Genomic DNA, 21,432 nt, shown 5'->3' on the forward strand with positions numbered 1-21,432 from the left:
GACAGATTTGTAACTAATATTGATTATCGAAGGTACATAAACTCCCCCAACAATGGGCGCCGAAAGGCGCCTTTCTTGTTGGTTAAAGGCTTAATTTTTAATGACGTAGGGCATGGCTTTGATCTGTCGTTCATCAGGAGTGACGAATAACGTCTTCTGATGGTCATAGATGACAAATCCAGGTTTCGATCCGCTAGGTTTACGTACATGACGAATTAACGTGGTATCGACAGGAACGCTACTTGATTCCTTGGCTTGACTGAAATAAGCTGCAAGCTGTGCGGCATCCTCTAGCGTAGCTTCTCCGAATGTTTCACTGCGGATGATCACATGGGACCCAGGGATATCCTTCGTATGCAGCCAAGTGTCATTAGGGCTAGCTAAACGGTTGGTGACATATTCATTCTGCAAATTATTTTTGCCGACATAAATGTCTATTCCCTCTGATGATGTGAATACATGAAGTGTTGGACGGGCAGTCTTTTTCTTGACTTTTTTCTTACGGGACTTTTTACTTCGATCTCGTAAGTATTGTTGTTGAATTAATTCCTCGCGAATTTCTTCAATATCGTTCATAGACGCGTAGGAGAGTTGTTGTAATAGATCATCCATATAGCGAATTTCCTCACGAGTTTTGATCAGTTGTTGATCTATGACGACTAGACTGTTTTTGTATTTGTTATATTTCTTGAAATATCGTTGTGCGTTTTCGGTTGGGCTTATCAAAGGATCGAGTGGAACGGTGATCATCGCTTGTTCTTCATCATAGAAATTGGTTAATTCAACGGTTTTATCACCTTTATGGATCATATGAAGGGAAGCGAAGATTAACTCACCCCAGATACGGTACTGATCTGCATCACCGGCCTCGAGTATATCCTCATGGAGATGATCGAGCTTCTTCAGATTCTTGGCACGTTCATTGTGTAGGAAACGAAGTAGGTCACTTACTTTCTGTTTAACAGTATCCCGTTCCGCTTTATCCCCATAGAACTCCTCTAAACACTCGCTTATAGAATGATAATGAGTCGTTTCACTGCGAAGCATCGTGAGTGATATCGCAGAGAAAACGCTCTTGCCTTTGGCATTGATTCCGATCGCCGGTTGATATTCGTGCTTGGCAACGAGTTCCATTACATGTGAGAAGGCACTCCATAGAGATGATGCGCTAATTCGATCTTCTTCTATATCGGGATCTCGTTCTTGGTTAGCGCGAAATACAATCTCTTGTGCTACTAATGGGCTTAGACCACTGAAAGAATCGACAATCCAAGAGATCGGTTCTTGCTCAGTCGCCATATAGGATTCGATGAATGCAGTTTGATCCACATCAAGGGGATTTCGTTTATGTTGCTCAGGCGGTTCTGTGTACATGGCACCTGGCATGACAATGCGGAAGCTACTGATTGCAGGGGTGACATGATGGATTCCATCTAGAATGATACCAGTTGAAGCATCCATCAGAATGATGTTGCTGTGCCGACCCATCAATTCAATAATAATCTTTTTCAAAGATACATCACCGAGTTCATCACGTTGCCGAATGGAAATATGAATGATCCGCTCCATACCCACTTGTTGTATATCCTCTATCGTACCGCTCTCACAATGTTTACGCATGAGCATACAGAACATCGGTGCTTCCTGAGGGTTAAGAAAGCTCTTCTCCGTTAACTGGACACGTGGAAAAGTTGGATTGGCTGATAGTAATAACTTAGAGTTTCCTTCTCTAGAGCGCATATTAAAAAGGATATCGTGAGTGTTAGGTTGATATATTTTGCTAATACGGGCACCTTTGTATATTTGTAGTTCCTGTACAATGGCCCTTGTTACGATACCGTCTAATGCCATGATCTATATCTCCCATCTACTATGTTTGAATATGATTCTACTCTCTATGATGCCATAGTTTAGGCAAAAACTTAAGCGAGTGTCTGTGATAATTTAACACCTGTCCGAATATCATTACGTTATACGAGGTGGAAAAGCTGTCGTGTCGCTAAAAATGCAGATAGATCGGGAGGGAACGGGTAGCATGGAATTGAAAAAGTGGCATCAGATGGATGTGGAAGAGCTACAACATGTCATAGGTGTTCAACCGCAGCAAGGCCTTACCGAAGAAGAAGTAGCGCAAATTAGGACAAAGAGTGGTTTGAATGAATTGAGCGAAGGGAAGCGAGTTTCTCCCATTATTCTTTTTTTGAACCAGTTCAAAGATTTCATGGTTGTTGTATTAATGGCAGCAACGCTATTATCAGGGTTATTGGGTGAATATCTAGACGCGATTACGATTATAGCTATTATTCTTTTGAATGGAATACTTGGGTTTATTCAGGAGTTTCGAGCAGAGCGTTCATTACGGGCACTGAAGAAATTGTCAGCCCCAAGCGCAAAGGTACTGCGCGGAGGTAAGTTGGATGTTATCTCAACAAGGCTACTTGTCCCAGGGGATGTTGTTCTAATGGAAAGTGGAGATCGCATTCCGGCCGATGTTCGTTGGATTGAGACTAATATTTGTAGTGTTGAGGAATCTGCTCTGACGGGTGAATCTTTGCCTGTAACGAAACATTGTCAAATGATTCGCGAAGATGACGTGCCGCTGGGAGATCAGAAGAATATTGGTTTTATGGGAACGATGATGACTAGAGGTACGGCGAAGGGTATCGTTATACGCATAGGTATGGACACGGAAATGGGTAAGATTGCCGATCTGATTCAAAGTACGGAGTCACAGGAAACACCATTGCAGCACAGATTAGAACAACTTGGAAAAATACTGATCATACTATCATTAGCACTCACCATTATGGTTGTTGTTGCAGGTATTTTGCACGGACAGCCTGTCATGGGCATGCTGATGGCTGGAGTTAGTTTAGCTGTTGCGGCTATACCAGAAGGACTGCCAGCTATTGTTACTGTTGCCTTGGCTCTTGGGGTGCAACGGATGATCAAGCGTAAAGCGATTGTTCGTAAACTTCCCTCTGTGGAAACGCTTGGGTGTGCATCCGTAATCTGTTCAGATAAGACAGGAACGTTGACTCAGAATAAGATGACTGTCACTTCCGTATGGGTTGGAGGGCGACAACTGGAGGTTACTGGAGATGGGTATGCACCGATAGGTCAAATATTAGAGAAGAAACGTCCCGTTGACCTTAAGAACGATCAAGGATTGCGTCGCTTACTTCAGATCGGAGCATTGTGTAATAACTCTGAGATTGTAGAAACTTCGATGGATGAGATACAAGGTAAGAAAAAGTTGAAAGGGGAGACAGGAGTTTCCTCTTGGGATTTGAAAGGCGACCCGACCGAAGGGGCACTGGCAGCTCTTTCATCCAAGATGGGGATGTCAGCGCACTCGTTAGGTAGTCTGTATTCACGAGAGCGAGAGTTTCCTTTCGATTCAGAACGCAAGCTCATGTCCGTTATTGTAACTCACCAAGGAGGAAGGCTCCTGTATACGAAGGGAGCACCAGATGTACTACTAAACCAATGTTCGTATATAGTGTGGGGCGGGAAGATTGTTCCACTTACAGGTATGATACGGCAGCAGGTGTTAACTGCGAATGAAGAAATGGCTTCGGGGGCGTTGCGAGTTCTTGGTACAGCCTATCGGGAGTTACGATCGCAGGACAGAGTGGAAAGTGAAGGGGAAGCGGAATCGCAACTGATCTTTGTAGGGCTTGCAGGAATGATTGATCCACCGCGACGTGAAGTTCGAGATGCGATAGCGACATGTCGCCGCGCAGGTATTAAGACGGTGATGATTACAGGGGATCACGGCACGACTGCTGAAGCTATAGCTCATCAACTTGGTATTCTTCCACGAGGTGGTCATTCTCTCAGTGGGCAGGAATTGACAAAGCTTAGCGATGATCAGCTTGATGCTAAGGTTGATCATATTTATGTATATGCCCGCGTATCTCCAGAACATAAACTCCGCATCGTCAAATCACTGCAACGTAAAGGGCATGTGGTGGCTATGACGGGTGATGGAGTGAATGATGCCCCTGCCATAAAGGCTGCGGACATTGGTATAGCGATGGGTATTACAGGAACGGATGTAACCAAGGAAGCATCTTCATTAATTCTCAGCGACGACAATTTCTCAACCATTGTCGCTGCGATCGAAGAAGGGCGTAACATCTATGAGAATATTCGTAAATTTATCCGTTATTTACTCGCTTCAAATGTAGGAGAAATCCTAACGATGCTCTTTGCAATGATGCTGGCACTTCCGCTACCGCTTCTGCCGATTCAGATACTATGGGTCAATCTTGTAACCGATGGGTTACCCGCAATGGCGCTAGGGGTAGATCAACCCGAGAAAGATCTGATGGAGCACAAGCCACGTGGTGCCAAAGAAAATATATTTGCCCGTCGTCTTGGGTGGAAAATTATTAGTCGTGGTTTTCTGATAGGTATGTGTACCTTAGTTGCATTCTGGCTCACGTTACGGGTTGCTCCAGATCAACCCGGACAGTTACTGAAAGCACAGTCCGTTGCGTTTGCGACATTAGTTATGGCCCAGTTATTCCATGTGTTCGACTGCCGTAGCTCACGATCTGTATTTCACCGTAACCCATTTCAGAATAAATATTTGATTGTCGCGGTTCTTTCTTCCGTACTATTGATGCTAGGTGTGTTCTACATCGAACCTCTTCAGCCAATATTCAAAACCGTGCCGCTCGGAATGCGTGAATGGGCGCTTACACTCGTAGCAGCGGGGATTCCTACGTTTCTAATGGGAGCGGGTAGCGTGTGGGGTGGAAGAAGACTTAAACGCAACGGTTCACAACGAATTGTAGCGAAAAGCACAAAGATTTCAGCGTGACAATGGAAGCCTATGGTCCGGGTATCGAAAGATACTTGGACCATAGGCTTTTTGTTGAAAACATATGAAAGTAACTATTTCTATTATATTTTCATATACAATACTTATCTTTACTAGTGATATATGATACATTTATACGAAACTGCTGTTGAAGGTGGAGGGCAATGATGAAACCGGATTTGAGGGAAGTATTGGAGAATAATGTGCTAGTCGGTGACGGTGCAATGGGTACTTTCTTATACCAATTGGGTTTTCCTGTGGGAATTTCTTATGAAGAACTAAATCTGACTTCACCTGAGGTTGTTGCGGATGTTCATCGCCGTTATGTAGCTGCAGGGGCGCAAGTGTTAGAGTCAAATACGTTTTCTGCTAATTACGATAAATTGTCCAAGTATGGGCTAGAATCCAAAGTGGAAGAGATTAATCGTGCGGGAGTTCAAATTGCTCGATCTGCAGCGGGTCCTGATGGATATGTAGTAGGTGCTGTGGGCTCTATTCGTGGAGGGAAACGAACGAATGTCTCTACGAAAGAACTGAAGAAACATTTTGAACAGCAAATTTCTATCCTTCTCGATGAAGGCGTAGACGGCATATTGCTCGAAACATTCTATGATGTCGAAGAGTTGCTTATTGCGCTGTCTAGGGTGCGTAAGCTTAGTGATGTACCTGTTATTTGCCAGTTTGCTGTTGAAGATGTAGCGCGGACATTGGATGGCTATACGATGCGAGAAGCTTTCCAAATATTACAGCAAGAAGGCGCTGATATCATTGGTTTTAATTGCCGCACCGGTCCCAATGGAATTATGAAGGCGGTTGAGAGCCTTAGCGGTCAATTAGCAGTGCCTGTCTCCGTCTTCCCGAATGCAGGCGTAGCGGACTTCGTGGATGGGGAGATTCGTTATACAGCAACACCGAAGTATTTCGGGGAAATGTCCTTGCAGTTTGCGGATATGGGAGCCCGAATTATTGGGGGATGTTGTGGAACAACTCCTGAACATATTAAAGCGATATCAGAGGCTCTTAACGGTTACGTTCCGAGACCTATTGATCGAAATGTTATATTTGAAGCTGATACACCAGCAATCATGCATGAGCATTCAGAGAAGGGCACTGGAGATAATGAGCCGACGCTTGTTGATCTTGTCAAGCAACGGCATACGGTTATTGTTGAGCTTGATCCTCCGCGTGATTTAGATATTAAAAAATTTATGCTCGGTGCTGAGGCGCTGAAGAAATCCGGATGCGATGCATTGACATTAGCGGATAACTCGCTTGCGGTGACTCGAATGAGTAACATGGCATTAGGGCATCTCGTTCAAGATAAAGTTGGAATGCTTCCATTAATTCATATTGCTTGTCGGGATCGCAATTTGATTGGTACTCAATCTCATCTGATGGGTTTTGATGCACTTGGCATTGATCATGTCCTCGCGGTAACGGGAGATCCTGCGAAGTTCGGAGATTTGCCAGGGTCGAGTTCTGTATACGATCTAACTTCTTTCGAAATTATACGTATGATTAAACAACTTAATGATGGAATAGCGTTCTCTGGAAAACCACTAAAGCAGAAAGCTAAATTTATGGTAGGGGCGGCTTTTAATCCCAATGTGAAACATCTTGATAAGGCTGTACAGCGATTAGAGAAGAAGATTGCTGCGGGTGCAGACTATATTATGACCCAGCCTGTCTATGATCCGAAGTTAATTGTTGCTATAAAAGAAGCGACAGCTCATTTGGATATACCCATTTTTCTAGGCATCATGCCACTCGCAAGTGGTAGAAATGCTCAATACCTACACAATGAGGTTCCCGGTATACAGTTATCCGAAGAAGTGCTTACACGGATGTCTGGTCTAGAAGGGGAAGAAGGAAGAGCTATGGGTGTTAGGATTGCGACAGAATTGATTGATGTAGCGATGGAATATTTTAATGGTATCTATATTATTACTCCTTTTTTGTTTTATGAGATGAGTGTTCAATTGACAGAGTATGTATGGAAGAGGTCGGGTCGGGAGTTGTCCCCCTTGTTTCGATCATAATTATCAATTACAATAGGTAAATGGATGTGGTGCCGATGTCATTCAGTATGACCGGATACGGTCAATCTAGCCTACAATATGCAGGATATAAGGTTGAAATTGAGATCAAATCCGTCAATCATCGTTATTGTGAAGTTGTACTCAGATTGCCACGAGAATGGACGTGTTTCGAGGATATTCTGAGAAGAACGGTACAGCAGTACGTGAAGCGCGGAAGGATTGATATTTACATTAATAAAGAGGCGGAATTGGAAAATGCGGCTTTTGCTACATTGAATCATTCCGCCGTTAAGGCGTATTTGCAAGCTGTTGATGTACTAAACGTCGAATACGGTCTGGAAGGCACATTGACAGTGAAGGACGTACTCGCTCTTCCAGATGTTCTACTGTCTTCCGAACAACTTCCTGCTGTTGCTGACGTGGATATGGAGCAGTGGGGTGAAGTTCTTCAGCAAGGACTTCAGAAGGCTTTAGAAAGCCTTCTGCTGATGCGTTCTAAAGAAGGGCTACATTTAGTGCAGGATGTTGAACAACGATTAGGGCGATTACAGGTTATACATGATGAGATGATTACCTTAGCACCACATGTGGTGGAGGAACATCGGGTCAAGCTCAGACAAAGGTTATCTGAATTACAGGATAATTCATTTACTTTGGATGAGTCTAAGTTCGGGATGGAGATCGCTCTCTACGCGGATCGTTCTAATATTGATGAAGAACTAATTCGACTGGGGAGCCATTTCATGCAATGTAAGGAATTGCTTCTTGCGGATGAAGCGATCGGCCGGAAGTTAGACTTTCTTATTCAGGAAATGAACAGGGAAGTGAATACGATCGGATCGAAAGCAAATCATTTGTCTCTAGTAACCCGTGTTGTTGAAATGAAAGCGGAAATAGAGAAAATTCGAGAGCAAGTAGCAAATATTGAGTAAGTGAGTGTGCATTTACGGACAGCATTGTGTCAAATGTATAGGGGGAAGAACTGAGATATGGCAATGGCAATCAAACTCATTAATATCGGCTTCGGAAATATTGTGTCTGCCAATCGTATTATTTCGATTGTTAGCCCGGAATCTGCACCTATTAAACGTATCATTCAGGAAGCAAGAGACCGGCATATGCTGATCGATGCGACCTACGGACGCCGGACGCGAGCTGTTATTATTACAGACAGTGATCATGTTATATTGTCAGCGGTACAACCGGAGACTGTAGCTCATCGTCTATCCAGTAAAGATGATGATAATGACGAATAAGATGGAGAATAGAATGTCTAGAGGATTATTAATTGTTTTATCTGGTCCTTCGGGAGTAGGTAAGGGAACGGTATGTAATGCACTTCGAGGTAAAATGGACAATTTAGTATATTCGGTATCTGCCACTACACGTCTTCCGCGCTTAGGTGAAGTGGACGAAGTGAACTATTTCTTCAAGACTCGTGAGCAGTTCGAGTCTATGATAGAGAATGAGCAGTTGCTTGAATATGCTGAGTACGTTGGTAATTACTATGGAACACCTCGTGATTTCGTGGAGAAGACGCTTCGGAGCGGCAAAGATATTATTCTGGAAATTGAGGTGCAAGGTGCACTCAAAGTGAAAGAGAAGTTTCCAGAAGGTATCTTTATTTTCTTGCTTCCACCATCGCTAGATGTGCTAGAAGATCGCATTAAGGGTCGCGGTACGGAGAACCAGGCTACGATTGATAATAGGCTTGCAGTTGCGCTTGATGAAATCGATCTAGTAGAGCATTATCACTATGCGGTAGTTAATGATCAGATTGATGAAGCGTGTAAACGAATAGAATCTATTATGATTGCCGAACATTGTAAGGTTAGAAGCAGTGGTAACTAAAAGTCCTGCTACCATTGAACTTCAATATAAAAGAAGAGGTGTCCTACCATGTTATATCCTTCCATTGATGAAATGATGAACAAAGTCGACAGTAAGTATTCGTTAGTTGTAGCATCTTCGCGTCGTGCAAGACAATTGCGTGAAGGTGGAAAAACGATACTTAAAGATGCAAAGTCGCATAAACATGTTGGCGTTGCGCTTGAAGAAATATACGCTGATCTGATCGTTATTACACCTGGTACTGAGGAAGAAAACAACAAATAATATTGATGAATAGTCTAGATTTACGAGTTGTTGTATAGCAACACAAGAAGTCACATCACCCAACAACCGTAAGGTTGTTGTTTTTTTATATGTTATCTGTTCCAGATGAAAGGTGGGGTATACATGCTGAACGGTAAGACAATAGTGCTCGGTGTTACGGGTGGAATTGCCGCATACAAATCAGCAACGCTAGTTAGTAAACTTGTACAGAAGGGTGCGGATGTACATGTCATCATGACAACTTCGGCACAGCAATTCATAACGGAACTAACATTACAGTCTCTATCTAAAAATCCTGTGTACAGTGATACTTTCGACGAGCGAGAACCTTCGGTCGTTTCGCATATTCATTTAGCCGATCTAGCTGATCTAGTGATCGTTGCACCAGCGACGGCTAATATGATTGCCAAAATGGCACATGGACTTGCCGATGATATGCTGTCCACAACGTTGTTAGCAACGACAGCGCCGATCATGGTAGCACCAGCTATGAATGTGCATATGTATGAACACCCGGCTGTCATTGAGAATATGAGAATCCTTAGCTCGCGTGGGGTATCCTTTATCGAACCGGGTGAAGGCCTATTAGCTTGCGGTTATGTTGGCAAAGGACGTATGGAAGAGCCTGAGAGTATCGTTGAAATCGTTGAACAGTTCTTTTCTGAAACTACACCAAATACACCTCGGCTTCTAGAAGGAAGGAAGATTATAGTCACCGCAGGTGGGACGGTTGAAAGGATTGATCCTGTCCGTTACATTACGAATGATTCGTCAGGTAAAATGGGTGTTGCTATTGCTAAGGCGGCCCATGATATGGGAGCAGACGTGGTTCTTGTAGCAGGACATATTGATGTTGCGCCTCCAACAGATATTGATGTGGTACGGGTTCAATCCGCACAAGATATGTATGATGCTGTATTGGAACTATGGGAAGACAGTGATGTCGTGATTAAAGCGGCGGCAGTGGCAGATTACCGACCTCTAGTCGTGGCTGATCGCAAGATGAAGAAGTCTGGGGATACGATGAGCCTTGAATTAGTGAAAACGGTAGATATTTTGGAGCAACTTGGGTTACAGAAGAAATCACAATTTCTAATCGGATTTGCAGCAGAGACGAATAATGTGGAAACATATACACGTGAGAAGCTTGCTCGTAAAAACTGCGATTTGATGGTGGCTAATGATGTGACATCAGAAGGTGCAGGATTTCGGTCGGACACGAATATTGTGCAAATCTATGATGCTTTCGGACTTGTTGAACAATTACCGATGCTATCCAAAGAGGAAGTGGCCCACCGCTTACTTACCATTACAGCAGCACGTATAGGTGGAGTTCAATCTTGATGGAAATAGCGAAGGTTATCGTCGATGTACCCGTTAAGAACACGGACCGTCCGTTTGATTATCTAATTCCGGAATCGATGCGGGCTTGGATAGAAGTTGGAAGCCGGGTGGGAGTACCTTTTGGGCATCGTACCGTTCAAGGATTTGTAGTATCGATACAACCGCAGTTGCAGACAGAATCGTTTAAAATGAAACCTATAAAAGAAGTGTTAGATATAATCCCTCCTCTTTCCGAAGAGTTGGTGGCGTTGGCAGAGTGGATGAGTCAGCAATATGCTTGTCGCTTTATTACGGCATTACAGGTTATGGTTCCCACCGCTTTAAAAGGAAAGGCTGAACGGTATATCTCTCTGGGCGAGTCTAGTGACACGATCTTCACACAAGGATCTTTAGTAGATCAAGATGAAGAGGATATTATTCGTTTCGTTGAGCGCAAGGTCGAAGTGACGATGCAACAACTCAGCAATGCTTTTCCAGATCATGCTATCCTGTTGAAATCGTTACTAAGAAGTGGCATTTTACAGGAAAATCAGTATATTAAAGATAAATTGCAGAAGAAAACGCTCAAAGCTGTCCATTTAATAGTGAGTAGTGATGAAGCTCAACATATTATTGATCAATTTCCAGCGAAGGCAATGCGCCAAAAGGAAGTACTTCAATTCATATTGGACTCAAAGGATCTGCTTCCACTCCCTATGAAAACAATTATTTCAGCGCTACAGGTCACATCAGGAACTGTGAAGAGTCTCGTTGATAAAGGCTATGTGAGTGTCGAGGATGTCGAAGTATTACGAGATCCTTACCAGGGTCGTCATTTCAAGCCAACGGCACCCCTTGTCTTAACGGAAGAACAAAAGCTCGCTTATGATCGGATTATTCATACGCTGGATGACCGTAAACATGATGTGTTTCTGCTTCATGGGGTGACGGGTAGTGGAAAGACGGAAATTTATTTACAAAGTATACAGCGTTGTTTGGAACAAGGAAGACAGGCGATAGTACTCGTGCCTGAGATTTCATTGACTCCTCAAATGGTTGAGCGCTTCAAAGGTCGCTTTGGTAATTTGGTCGCTGTAATGCACAGTCGTTTATCTGGTGGAGAGCGTTACGATGAATGGCGCAAAATTCGTGAAGGTAAAGCGTCGGTCGTAGTAGGTGCTCGCTCTGCCGTGTTTGCCCCTTTTACAAACTTAGGATTGATCATTGTGGATGAAGAACATGAAACATCGTATAAGCAAGAGGAAAGCCCGAAATACCATGCTCGAAACGTCGCTGTGCATCGTGCGCAGCAGCTTGGTGCAGCGGTTATTCTAGGTTCAGCTACTCCCTCTCTGGAGACATACCATGCGGCTAAATCCAAAGCAAACCCTGATTTCTCACCGTGGTTACTTGAGATGCCTACACGTGCATTAGGAAATAGATTGCCTGAGGTACAAATTGTAGATATGCGCGAGGAATTGCGTGTTGGCAATCGATCGATGTTCAGTCGTGCGTTGCATGAAGCGATTATTACACGGTTAGAAAAGAAAGAACAGATCGTACTATTGCTTAATAGACGGGGATATTCTACCTTTGTTATGTGTCGTAGCTGTGGGTATGTTGCCGGTTGTTCGGAATGTGATATCTCGCTGACATTTCATCAGAAATCGAATAATTTACGTTGCCACTACTGTGGTCATGCAGAAGCGGCACCTCAAGTGTGCCCAGAGTGTGGTAGCGAGCATATTCGCTTTTTTGGTACGGGTACACAGCGTGTTGAGGAGGAACTAGCGAAGCTATTTCCAGGAATTCGGGTGATCCGAATGGATGTAGATACGACAACGGAGAAGGGTTCACATGAGAAGCTATTGAAACAGTTCGGCGATAGAAAAGCTGACGTGCTTCTAGGGACTCAAATGGTAGCTAAAGGTTTGGACTTCCCCGATGTTACATTAGTTGGGGTCATTACTGCGGATTCTGCGCTTAATCTTCCGGATTTCCGTGCCGCAGAGAAGACGTTTCAGCTATTAACTCAGGTAGCGGGACGTGCAGGGAGACATCATCTACCAGGTGAGGTATTCATCCAGTCCTATACCCCTGAGCATTATTCTATCATTCATGCGAGTGGTCATGATTATACTTCATTCGTAAGAGAAGAATTCCGACACCGCAAAGGGCTTCATTATCCACCGTATTGTCGGTTAATTCTAGTAACGATGTCCCATGAGCAGCTTCCGCTCTTGCTAAGGATGGCTGAGAATATGGCGATTACGATACAAGGTAAGGCTAGACAACGTGGTTGGTTGGGTAGTCTTGATCGGCTAACGGCGGATGTGCTAGATATTCTTGGGCCCGTAGCTTCATCTATTCCTAGGATTAAAAATAGATACCGATTCCAATGTATGATAAAATGGCGTGGGAACATCGACGCGATCGGGCTTGTCTTAGAGTCAGCAGAACAGATTGAAGATTCAGTTCAGGATAAGAATTTTCAGATCAGTATAGACATCGATCCCCAAATGTTAATGTAGGTAACTATAATATATAAGAATTTTTTAAGAGGAAGGTGTTAGATTCATGTCTATACGTATTATTGTTTTGGAACCTGATGATGTGCTTCACCAAATAGCGAAAGAAGTAAAGAAAATTACGCCAAACGTGCAGAAATTGCTGAATGATATGGCCGATACGATGTATGACGCAGAAGGCGTAGGTCTGGCTGCACCCCAAGTTGGTATTTTGAAACGATTAATTGTGATTGATGTTGGAGATGAGACCGGACTGATCCAAATGATTAATCCTGAGTTAGTCTCTTCAGAAGGTGAGCAGTTTGGTCCTGAAGGATGTCTAAGTATTCCCGGGGTAAATGGGGATGTGCGTCGTGCTGAGACCGTCACAGTTAAGGGACTTGATCCAGAGGGCAAGGAAATCACAATAACGGGAAGCGGACTTTTAGCACGCGCATTCCTACATGAAATTGATCATCTAAATGGTGTGATCTTCACGGACATTGCGGAAAATGTATATGAAGTTACGGCAGAACGGCTTGAAGTTACCTCAGAACGGCTTGGAAAGGAATGACAGCTTCATGAATATTATATTTATGGGGACACCTGCCTTTGCGGTTCCTAGTCTGCGCATGCTGCTTGAAGAAGGACATAAGGTTGTTGCCGTTGTGACACAGCCTGATCGCCCGCAAGGTCGCAAGCGAGTGCTTACGCCAACACCTGTGAAGGAAGTTGCTCTTGAATATGGAATACCTGTGTTACAGCCTGAACGTATGCGTAACACAGAAGCTGTGGAGCAACTGGCGGCTTATCAACCGGATCTAATCGTGACGGCAGCTTATGGGCAGATTCTTCCCAAAGCGGTGCTGGACCTACCTTCCCGTGGGTGTGTGAATATCCACGGTTCGTTGTTACCTAAGTATCGGGGTGGGGCGCCTATTCAACGTTCTATCATGAATGGAGAAGCAGTCACTGGTGTTACACTGATGTATATGGCTGAAGGTCTGGACACAGGGGACATGATTGCGCAGATAGAGGTCGTTATTGAGGAAGAAGATACTTCTGGAACGATGTTCGAGAAATTAAGTGTGGTGGGTGCATCATTGCTTCAAGCACAGTTACCGAATCTTCTCGCTGGAGAAGTAGATAGAACACCACAGAATGACCTTGAAGCATCCTATTCACCTAATCTCAAGCGTGAGGATGAGCAAATAGATTGGAATCGTAGTTCTCGAGATATTTACAATCAGGTTAGAGGGTTGGTTCCTTTCTCTGGAGCCTTTACGATCTGGGATGGTGAAGTATTCAAAGTGTGGGCGGCATCTTCGTCTTCTGACTCCTCACCTAATGATTCCGTAGTTGCGGGTACAGTTCTCCAACTTAGCGAACGTGGAATTGAAGTCAAGACAGGGGACGGGTCGATATGGCTGACTAAAGTTCAGCCAAGTGGGAAGAAAGTGCTGGAGGTTGAAGCTTTCATCAGAGGAACCAGTATGGTTAAAGGAACGGTGCTGTCATGAGTAACGATCGCAAGCCGTCTAAAGGCCATAAACTAACCGCTCGCGAATTGGCGATGGATGTATTAACGAAGGTGGAACAAGAAGGCGCATATAGTAACTTACAGCTAAATGCGGGACTACAAAGGGCTTCGCTCATCCGAGAGGATGCTGCATTAGCAACGGAATTGGTATATGGTACGATAGCACGTCTGAACACTTTGGACTATTTCTTGAGTCGCTATGTGACGAAAGGGATGGATAAGCTTCAGCCTTGGGTACGTAATCTGTTGCGAATGAGTCTGTATCAGTTCATGTATTTAGACCGAATTCCACCTCATGCCGTAGTGAATGAAGCTGTGAATATCGCCAAGAGCAGGGGGCATCAAGGGATCTCTGGTATGGTAAATGGTGTATTACGCAGCATATTACGTACTAAAGATGAGCTGATCTTACCAGAAGGGCTTGCCCCAGCTAAAAGGATATCATTACAACACTCGCATCCGAAATGGTTGGTTAAGCGTTGGATAGAACAGTATGGGGAACAGACGGCAGAAGATATCTGCGCTGCGAACAATGAACCACCTTCGATCAGTGTGCGTGTGAATACAACGGTGATTAGCCGTGAGAAATTGCTTCAGGATATGGAGGAGCAAGGTGTCGTAGCGATCCCGTCCCCTTTAACATCGGAAGGAATTCTCGTCATGAGTGGGGGGAATATGGCTTTAACAGACTGGTATCGTGATGGGATCTTATCTGTACAGGATGAGAGCTCCATGCTAGTCGCTGAAGCTGTCGGACCGAAGCCTGGAATGAAGGTTCTAGATTGTTGCGCTGCCCCTGGTGGTAAGACTGTCCATATGGCAGAGTTAATGAGAGATGACGGACGGATTGTAGCTAACGATCTGCATCCTCACAAAGAAAAGCTGATCCGCGAACAAGCGGAACGTTTGGGGCTTTCCTCGATTGAGACGATTGTGGGAGATGCCTTGGAATTAAAGGGGAAATACCCAGCGGCTTCCTTTGATCGTATTTTACTAGACGCTCCGTGCTCAGGACTAGGTGTTATACGTCGGAAACCTGATCTGAAATGGAGTAAGACGCAAGCGGATATCGAAGAAATTGCAAGCTTGCAGTATGAGTTGCTGGAGACGATATCTCCACTGCTGCAAGTGGGAGGCATTCTAGTGTATAGTACATGTACTATAGAACCACAAGAGAATGAAGAGATGGTGAGACGATTCTTGGATAACCATTCCCAATTCGAACTGGCAACGGATCATCCATCATCGTGGTCTGAACGACATCGAAATGCTAAATCTTGTGATGGGTGGTTACAAATTTTACCACAGGATTTCAAAAGTGATGGATTTTTTATCGCTCGAATAAAACGAATCTCCTAGTATATTATGATTGATTTCTAGTGATTTAACTGCTCATAACCCGCTAGCCACAAGGTTTAGCGGGTTTTCTCTTTTATTGTCCCTTTTATTTGTGTTAAAATAGGAAGAATGAGAAATGATATGCATATGAATAAAACAAGCGGGTGGGAAAAGAATGAAACCATTTATATATGATTACAGCCTAGAAGAACTACAAGAATGGGCTAAAGAGAACGGCGAACCAGCTTTTCGTGGTGGCCAAATTTTTGATTGGGTATATGTTAAAAGAGTGAATAATTTTGAAGAAATGAGTAACTTATCTAAAGAGTTACGCCAAAAGTTGGAGGATCAATTCCAATTTGTAACTTTGAGTGAGATTACAAAGTTCGAATCGAAAGATGGAACGGTTAAATTCTTATTTGGACTACATGATGATCATGCCATTGAGACTGTTATTATGAAACATAATTATGGGAATAGCGTTTGTGTGACGACCCAAGTAGGTTGTCGAGTGGGCTGTACTTTCTGCGCGTCTACATTAGGTGGATTGAAGCGGGATTTAACAGCTGGTGAAATTGTTGCACAGGTTGTCCAAGCTCAAAAAATATTGGATACTAGAAATGAACGTGTCAGCAGTATCGTTATTATGGGCACAGGCGAACCTTTTGAAAACTATGATGCTTCGATGAAATTTTTAAGAATCATGATTCATGAGAAAGGTTTGAATATTGGTCAGCGTCATATTACGGTATCCACTAGTGGAATTGTTCCTAATATCTACAAATTTGCTGATGAGAACACACAGATTAATCTGGCGATTTCCATCCATGCACCGAACGATAAGCTGCGCTCTAAGCTAATGCCAGTTAATCGCCGTTTTCCTTTTGCTGACGTCATGGAGTCTTTGAGGTATTATTTAGCGAAGACGGGTCGCAGAATTTCATTCGAGTATGCCTTAATAGGGGGCGTTAATGATCAGCCTGAACATGCTCAAGAACTAGCGGATGTCATTAAAGATATGCTGTGTCATGTCAATCTAATTCCAGTCAACCATGTGCCTGAGCGTAAATATGTACGCACATCACGTAGTGATATTTTTCAATTTCAAAAGATTCTTGCAGATAACGGAGTGAATGTAACGATTCGCCGTGAACAGGGCCACGATATCGCGGCCGCCTGTGGACAGCTACGGGCCAAGCATATGGAGCTGAGGTGAGATAATTGTGATCAAGTACGTTCATGTTAGCCATATCGGAAACGTTCGCTCGGTAAATGAAGATGCTGTGAGTGTGTGTCGAACAGATGTTGGTTATACACTTGGGGTCCTTGCTGATGGAATGGGCGGGCATCAGGCTGGAGAGAAAGCAAGCGAGCTTGCTGTAGAAACGGTATTAGCGGATTTATCTGCACTTGAGAAAGGAATGTCGTCTGAAGGTCTACAAGCAGCTCTCAGCGATGCTATTCTTCATGCAAATGATGTCATTTATCGTGAAGCTGCCAATAATGAACAGTATCACAATATGGGAACTACTATCGTTGCATTGTTGATAGATGGACAATCAGGTTGGATTGGACATATAGGAGATAGTCGTGCCTATAAAGTGTCTGAGGGTAAGGCTGTACAGCTGACGGAAGATCATACACTCGTTAATGAATTGTACAAAAATGGGCAGATCACGCAGTCTGAATTAGAAACCCATCCACGGCGGAATGTTCTTACTAAGGCATTGGGAACAGATATCGAAGTGACTGCGGAATTCGATCAAGTGACAATTGCTCAGCAAGAAGTACTACTTCTATGTAGCGATGGTCTTAGTAATATGGTGAATTGCAATGAACTGGGCCAAATTGCAGGAATGCAGGAAGTATCACTAGAAGAACGTGCAGATCGTCTATTGCAACTAGCGCTTCTCGCAGGAGGCGATGATAATATTACTATCGCCCTGTTTGAACTTCAAGATGAAGTCGTAGTGTCAAGCATAAAGGAGTGGGATTCATGATCGGACACGAATTGGGCGGTCGGTATGAAATTATAGAGCGAATCGGCGGAGGTGGCATGGCACTCGTATATAAAGCCCATGATATTCTATTGGGCCGCAACGTTGCCATTAAAGTATTGCGCCAACAGTTTGTGGATGATGAAGAGTTTATTCGACGTTTCCGTCGGGAGGCACAATCTGCTGCTTCTCTGTCACACCCGAATGTGGTAAGTATATACGATGTGGGACAGGAAGATGAAATTCATTATATCGTTATGGAATATATTGAAGGATTTAATTTGAATGAAATTATTAAGGAACGAGCTCCGTTACAAGTGGAAGAGTCCATTCGGATTGCTGCACAAATCTGTGATGCACTTGATCATGCTCATCAGAATCAAATTATTCACAGAGATATTAAGCCACATAATATTCTTATTGGTCGGAATGGGCGCGTGAAAGTAACTGACTTTGGAATTGCTCGTGCGGTAACGTCAACAACGATTACCCAGACAGGGTCTGTTCTTGGATCCGTTCATTATTTCTCTCCTGAACATGCTAAGGGTGTGCTGACTGGAGAGAAGTCGGACTTATATTCTCTAGGAATTGTATTATATCAAATGTTGACAGCAACTTTGCCCTTCTTGGGTGAAAGTCCAATTAGTGTGGCGTTGAAACATTTACAAGAAGAATTTGATGATCCGAAAGGTGTAAATCCACTTATACCACAAAGTGTGGAAAATATTATTCTGAAATCGATGCGTAAAAATCCGAGTGAGCGCTATCATTCTGCGAAAGAGATGCTTAAGGATCTTGATACTTGTCTGTTATCTGAACGTCGGAATGAACCTAAGCTTCAGTTCGCAGACGCTGATGTGGATCAGACACGAGCTATGCCGGCGATTAAATCTATGAATAGAGAAGCATCGTATAGCAGAGCAAATAAACTGTTTGATGAGGATGACGACAACAACAACACAATAGAGGATAAACGCAATAAAAGGTGGGTGAAGCCTACACTATGGATCACCTTGACTTTGTTCATATTAGTAAGTATGGCTGGCGTTATCTGGTATGTGAATAATAAACTGGTCGTTCCAGAAGTAACTATTCCCAACGTCATTAACTTACAAGAAGACATTGCTATATCTGATTTGACTGAACTTGGGATTGAGATTGAGGATCCGATCGTTCGTACTTATAAAGAGGGTTATGAAGAAGGAGAAGTATATGACCAGAGTAAGAAAGAAGGTACAGTGGTTAAGGCAGGATCTGTTATTAGACTGTTCGTGGGCACAGCTAAGCCACCTGAGGTTATGCCTGATTTAAAGAAGAAGACTTTTAAAGAGGCTTCCGATGTATTGATCGTTATGAAGGTGAACAAGGATAACATATCAGAGGATTCTGCATATAGTGATGAGCCCCCTGGTACGGTCATTGGACAAGAACCTGAAGCCGATACTAAATTCAATGCGGAAACGGTTGAAGTTATATTAACAGTCAGCAAGGGCAAAGAAACGTTTGATATGCCAGATTTAGTAAATATGACGCGAAGTAAAGCCGAAAGCGAAGTTAAGAGGTTAGGCTTGAAGCTATTGGAAGTCGAGGAAGAAACCAGCTTTAAGATTGAGGAAGGTAAGGTTACGAAACAGTGGCCTCAAGATGCTGGAGCCTCTGTATTTGTTGGTGAAGAGGTGAAAATATTTGTTAGCACCGGATATCCTCCTGAAGCGTTGAATTATACGTTTAATTTGCCAGTAGCACCCGTGGAGGAAGGTAAGAATACGAAGATTAGAATTGAATATTCTGATGCGCGGAATGATGACGGAGAGAAAAAAGATTGGGGTACAAAGACTGTTAAATCTACACAAGTGTTCCCAGTTGATTTAGTTCTTGCACCTAATAAAGATGCCGTTGTAATTCTCTACCGGGATGGCGTGTTCTTCGACACGTATACGATCTCTTATGGCGATGCTAAGAATGGCTCAGTACCAGAGGTATATGTTCCTCAGACTGATCCAGTACATCCTACAAGTGAAGTTGATCCAGAAGTTATACCTGATCTAGGAAATGTTCCAGATCCTAATGTGGATTCTGGAGAAGTGATTGATAGTGAATGATCGAACAATCATCCGTAGTTATGTGGAAAGTGAGGCCATTCTAGTATGCCAGATGGTGTAATCGTAAAAGCGCTGAGTGGATATTATTACGTTAAGCCAATCGTTAACGGCAGAGCGGTAACGACAGAAGGGCAGCGGGCGATCCAATGTAGAGCGCGTGGAGTATTCCGAGAAAGGGGGATTTCCCCCTTAGTAGGAGATCATGTCGTATATACATTGTCTGATCATGATGAGGGTACCGTAACCGAAGTTAAGCAACGACACTCTCAGTTAATTCGCCCGCCAGTAGCCAATGTGCAGTTTGCAGTTCTGGTGTTCTCATTGCGTGAACCAGACTTGAATCTACCGCTATTAGACAAGTTCCTAGTGCATATTGAGCATTCTGGTCTGGATGCATTAATTTGCCTGACGAAGCAGGATTTGCTAGAGAATGATAAGTTGGATGAGAAAGACCCCATTCATTTTGTGCAGGAACTCTATGAACAAATTGGTTACGAGGTCATCCTAACGAGTTCGCGTTCAGGGATGGGACAAGAGCAGTTGCGTGAGCGGCTTGCGGGACATATATCTGTCTTCTCTGGACAATCAGGAGTGGGTAAATCTTCTCTTCTCAACGCCTTAATGCCTGGTCTTGCATTGGAGACGAATGAGATTAGCATGAAGCTTGGTCGAGGTAAACATACGACCCGTCATGTGGAATTGATTGAATTGGATAATGGAGCATTTGTTGCAGATACGCCTGGATTTAGTCAGTTGGATTTCTTGGAGATGGAAGTGGGAGATTTATCTTCATGCTTTAGAGAGTTTAAACCTTTTGCAGATCAGTGTAAGTTCCGTGGCTGTAGTCATTTGCATGAGCCAGGTTGCAAGGTGACTGAAGCTGTAAATAAAGGTGAAATTGCACAGATTCGCTATGATAATTATGTGCACTTCTATGCAGAAATGAAAGATAAAAAGCGGAGGTATTGATAGAAATGATCAAAATTGCACCGTCTATATTGTCAGCTGATTTTGCTAAATTAGGAATGGAGATTGCCGAAGCAGAAGCAGGCGGGGCAGACTGGATTCATGTTGATGTGATGGACGGTCATTTCGTCCCTAATATTACGCTTGGTCCGCCTATTGTTAATGCTATCCAGCACTATACAACGCTTCCTCTTGATGTGCATCTTATGATTGAGCAACCAGAGCGCTATGTGGCCGAATTCGTTAAGGCTGGCGCTAAGGTCATTACTGTGCATGCGGAGGCATGTACACATCTACATCGGGTTGTACATATGATTAAGGAAATGGGCGTACAAGCTGGGGTTGCGATCAATCCAGGAACTCCTGCTTCGGTCTTGAAGGAAGTATTACCAGATCTTGATCTAGTATTAGTTATGACAGTGAACCCTGGTTTTGGAGGGCAGTCATTCATTCCACGGACTCTTCAAAAAATTCGTGAAGTGCGTCAAGCTCTAAATGAAGCTTCATTGCTGGATGTTCATATCGAGGTGGATGGTGGCGTTACAGTGGAGACTGCACCATTAGTAGTTCAAGCAGGTGCAGATGTATTGGTAGCTGGTAACGCCGTCTTTGGACATAAGGATAGAGCACTAGCGATTTCTCAGATTAGAGGAAGTATAGAAGGGGTGTAAGGG

17 protein-coding genes are annotated in these 21,432 nt (G+C 43.7%); 16 read left to right on the forward strand and 1 reads right to left on the reverse strand.

The annotated features are described in order from the left end of the window. Positions 1-90: 90 nt before the first annotated feature. Positions 91-1,851, reverse strand: a complete 1,761-nt coding sequence (locus tag AC1TO9_RS01825; RefSeq protein ID WP_482058212.1) for an Rqc2 family fibronectin-binding protein — start codon at positions 1,849-1,851, stop codon at positions 91-93. Between the two features lie 184 nt (positions 1,852-2,035). On the opposite strand from AC1TO9_RS01825, the gene AC1TO9_RS01830 reads away from it, so the two are divergent. From AC1TO9_RS01830 to rpe, 16 genes are all read left to right on the forward strand, one after another. Further along, positions 2,036-4,831, forward strand: a complete 2,796-nt coding sequence (locus AC1TO9_RS01830; RefSeq protein WP_482055239.1) for a calcium-translocating P-type ATPase, SERCA-type — start codon at positions 2,036-2,038, stop codon at positions 4,829-4,831. Between the two features lie 167 nt (positions 4,832-4,998). Then, complete coding sequence (locus AC1TO9_RS01835; protein WP_482055240.1) at positions 4,999-6,870, forward strand: bifunctional homocysteine S-methyltransferase/methylenetetrahydrofolate reductase; 1,872 nt, start codon at positions 4,999-5,001, stop codon at positions 6,868-6,870. Positions 6,871-6,905: 35 nt separating this feature from the next. Beyond that, the gene (locus AC1TO9_RS01840) at positions 6,906-7,802 is read left to right on the forward strand and encodes a YicC/YloC family endoribonuclease (RefSeq protein WP_482054787.1); all 897 of its coding nucleotides are present in this window, start codon (positions 6,906-6,908) and stop codon (positions 7,800-7,802) included. A gap of 63 nt (positions 7,803-7,865) precedes the next feature. Further along, positions 7,866-8,126 (forward strand): extracellular matrix/biofilm regulator RemA, encoded by a 261-nt coding sequence (gene remA, locus AC1TO9_RS01845; protein WP_006209218.1) that lies wholly within the window; start codon positions 7,866-7,868, stop codon positions 8,124-8,126. A gap of 13 nt (positions 8,127-8,139) precedes the next feature. After that, positions 8,140-8,721, forward strand: coding sequence for a guanylate kinase (gmk, locus tag AC1TO9_RS01850; RefSeq protein ID WP_482054788.1), 582 nt, complete (start codon positions 8,140-8,142; stop codon positions 8,719-8,721). A 48-nt stretch (positions 8,722-8,769) separates the two neighbouring features. Next, the gene (gene rpoZ / locus AC1TO9_RS01855; RefSeq protein ID WP_482054789.1) at positions 8,770-8,985 is read left to right on the forward strand and encodes a DNA-directed RNA polymerase subunit omega; all 216 of its coding nucleotides are present in this window, start codon (positions 8,770-8,772) and stop codon (positions 8,983-8,985) included. Between the two features lie 123 nt (positions 8,986-9,108). Further along, a complete protein-coding gene (gene coaBC, locus AC1TO9_RS01860) occupies positions 9,109-10,329 on the forward strand; it encodes a bifunctional phosphopantothenoylcysteine decarboxylase/phosphopantothenate--cysteine ligase CoaBC (protein ID WP_482054790.1) in 1,221 nt (406 codons plus the stop codon). Further along, complete coding sequence (priA, locus tag AC1TO9_RS01865) at positions 10,329-12,839, forward strand: primosomal protein N' (protein WP_482058395.1); 2,511 nt, start codon at positions 10,329-10,331, stop codon at positions 12,837-12,839. Before coaBC ends, priA begins: the two co-directional genes overlap by 1 nt. 46 nt (positions 12,840-12,885) lie before the next feature. Next, positions 12,886-13,389, forward strand: coding sequence for a peptide deformylase (gene def / locus AC1TO9_RS01870; protein ID WP_482058213.1), 504 nt, complete (start codon positions 12,886-12,888; stop codon positions 13,387-13,389). Between the two features lie 7 nt (positions 13,390-13,396). After that, the gene (gene fmt / locus AC1TO9_RS01875; RefSeq protein WP_482054792.1) at positions 13,397-14,335 is read left to right on the forward strand and encodes a methionyl-tRNA formyltransferase; all 939 of its coding nucleotides are present in this window, start codon (positions 13,397-13,399) and stop codon (positions 14,333-14,335) included. After that, positions 14,332-15,714 carry a 16S rRNA (cytosine(967)-C(5))-methyltransferase RsmB gene (gene rsmB / locus AC1TO9_RS01880; protein ID WP_482058214.1) on the forward strand — a complete coding sequence of 461 codons (1,383 nt, stop codon included), beginning with the start codon at positions 14,332-14,334 and terminating at the stop codon, positions 15,712-15,714. Before fmt ends, rsmB begins: the two co-directional genes overlap by 4 nt. Positions 15,715-15,868: 154 nt before the next feature. Further along, complete coding sequence (gene rlmN, locus AC1TO9_RS01885; protein ID WP_482054794.1) at positions 15,869-16,909, forward strand: dual-specificity RNA methyltransferase RlmN; 1,041 nt, start codon at positions 15,869-15,871, stop codon at positions 16,907-16,909. A gap of 7 nt (positions 16,910-16,916) precedes the next feature. After that, positions 16,917-17,693 carry a Stp1/IreP family PP2C-type Ser/Thr phosphatase gene (locus tag AC1TO9_RS01890; protein WP_482054795.1) on the forward strand — a complete coding sequence of 259 codons (777 nt, stop codon included), beginning with the start codon at positions 16,917-16,919 and terminating at the stop codon, positions 17,691-17,693. After that, positions 17,690-19,792 (forward strand): Stk1 family PASTA domain-containing Ser/Thr kinase, encoded by a 2,103-nt coding sequence (gene pknB, locus AC1TO9_RS01895; RefSeq protein WP_482058215.1) that lies wholly within the window; start codon positions 17,690-17,692, stop codon positions 19,790-19,792. The genes AC1TO9_RS01890 and pknB overlap by 4 nt, the downstream gene beginning before the upstream one ends. 45 nt (positions 19,793-19,837) lie before the next feature. Continuing rightward, on the forward strand, positions 19,838-20,761 hold the full coding sequence (gene rsgA / locus AC1TO9_RS01900) for a ribosome small subunit-dependent GTPase A (protein WP_482058216.1): 924 nt from the start codon (positions 19,838-19,840) through the stop codon (positions 20,759-20,761). Between the two features lie 5 nt (positions 20,762-20,766). Continuing rightward, entirely contained in the window at positions 20,767-21,429 is a 663-nt protein-coding gene (gene rpe, locus AC1TO9_RS01905; protein WP_482054798.1) for a ribulose-phosphate 3-epimerase, read from the forward strand. The last annotated feature ends 3 nt before the right edge of the window (positions 21,430-21,432 follow it).

This window comes from Paenibacillus sp. Y916 (genome assembly GCF_056786435.1).

Bases quoted from the DNA above. Each gene is read 5' to 3' on its own strand.
- pknB (WP_482058215.1), top strand. From the start codon at position 17,690: ATGATCGGACACGAATTGGGCGGTCGGTATGAAATTATAGAGCGAATC.
- def (WP_482058213.1), top strand. From the start codon at position 12,886: ATGTCTATACGTATTATTGTTTTGGAACCTGATGATGTGCTTCACCAA.
- AC1TO9_RS01825 (WP_482058212.1), bottom strand. From the start codon at position 1,851: ATGGCATTAGACGGTATCGTAACAAGGGCCATTGTACAGGAACTACAA.
- AC1TO9_RS01840 (WP_482054787.1), top strand. From the start codon at position 6,906: ATGTCATTCAGTATGACCGGATACGGTCAATCTAGCCTACAATATGCA.
- fmt (WP_482054792.1), top strand. From the start codon at position 13,397: ATGAATATTATATTTATGGGGACACCTGCCTTTGCGGTTCCTAGTCTG.
- AC1TO9_RS01835 (WP_482055240.1), top strand. From the start codon at position 4,999: ATGAAACCGGATTTGAGGGAAGTATTGGAGAATAATGTGCTAGTCGGT.
- priA (WP_482058395.1), top strand. From the start codon at position 10,329: ATGGAAATAGCGAAGGTTATCGTCGATGTACCCGTTAAGAACACGGAC.
- rsgA (WP_482058216.1), top strand. From the start codon at position 19,838: ATGCCAGATGGTGTAATCGTAAAAGCGCTGAGTGGATATTATTACGTT.
- rpe (WP_482054798.1), top strand. From the start codon at position 20,767: ATGATCAAAATTGCACCGTCTATATTGTCAGCTGATTTTGCTAAATTA.
- remA (WP_006209218.1), top strand. From the start codon at position 7,866: ATGGCAATCAAACTCATTAATATCGGCTTCGGAAATATTGTGTCTGCC.
- AC1TO9_RS01830 (WP_482055239.1), top strand. From the start codon at position 2,036: ATGGAATTGAAAAAGTGGCATCAGATGGATGTGGAAGAGCTACAACAT.
- rsmB (WP_482058214.1), top strand. From the start codon at position 14,332: ATGAGTAACGATCGCAAGCCGTCTAAAGGCCATAAACTAACCGCTCGC.
- rlmN (WP_482054794.1), top strand. From the start codon at position 15,869: ATGAAACCATTTATATATGATTACAGCCTAGAAGAACTACAAGAATGG.
- coaBC (WP_482054790.1), top strand. From the start codon at position 9,109: ATGCTGAACGGTAAGACAATAGTGCTCGGTGTTACGGGTGGAATTGCC.
- gmk (WP_482054788.1), top strand. From the start codon at position 8,140: ATGTCTAGAGGATTATTAATTGTTTTATCTGGTCCTTCGGGAGTAGGT.
- rpoZ (WP_482054789.1), top strand. From the start codon at position 8,770: ATGTTATATCCTTCCATTGATGAAATGATGAACAAAGTCGACAGTAAG.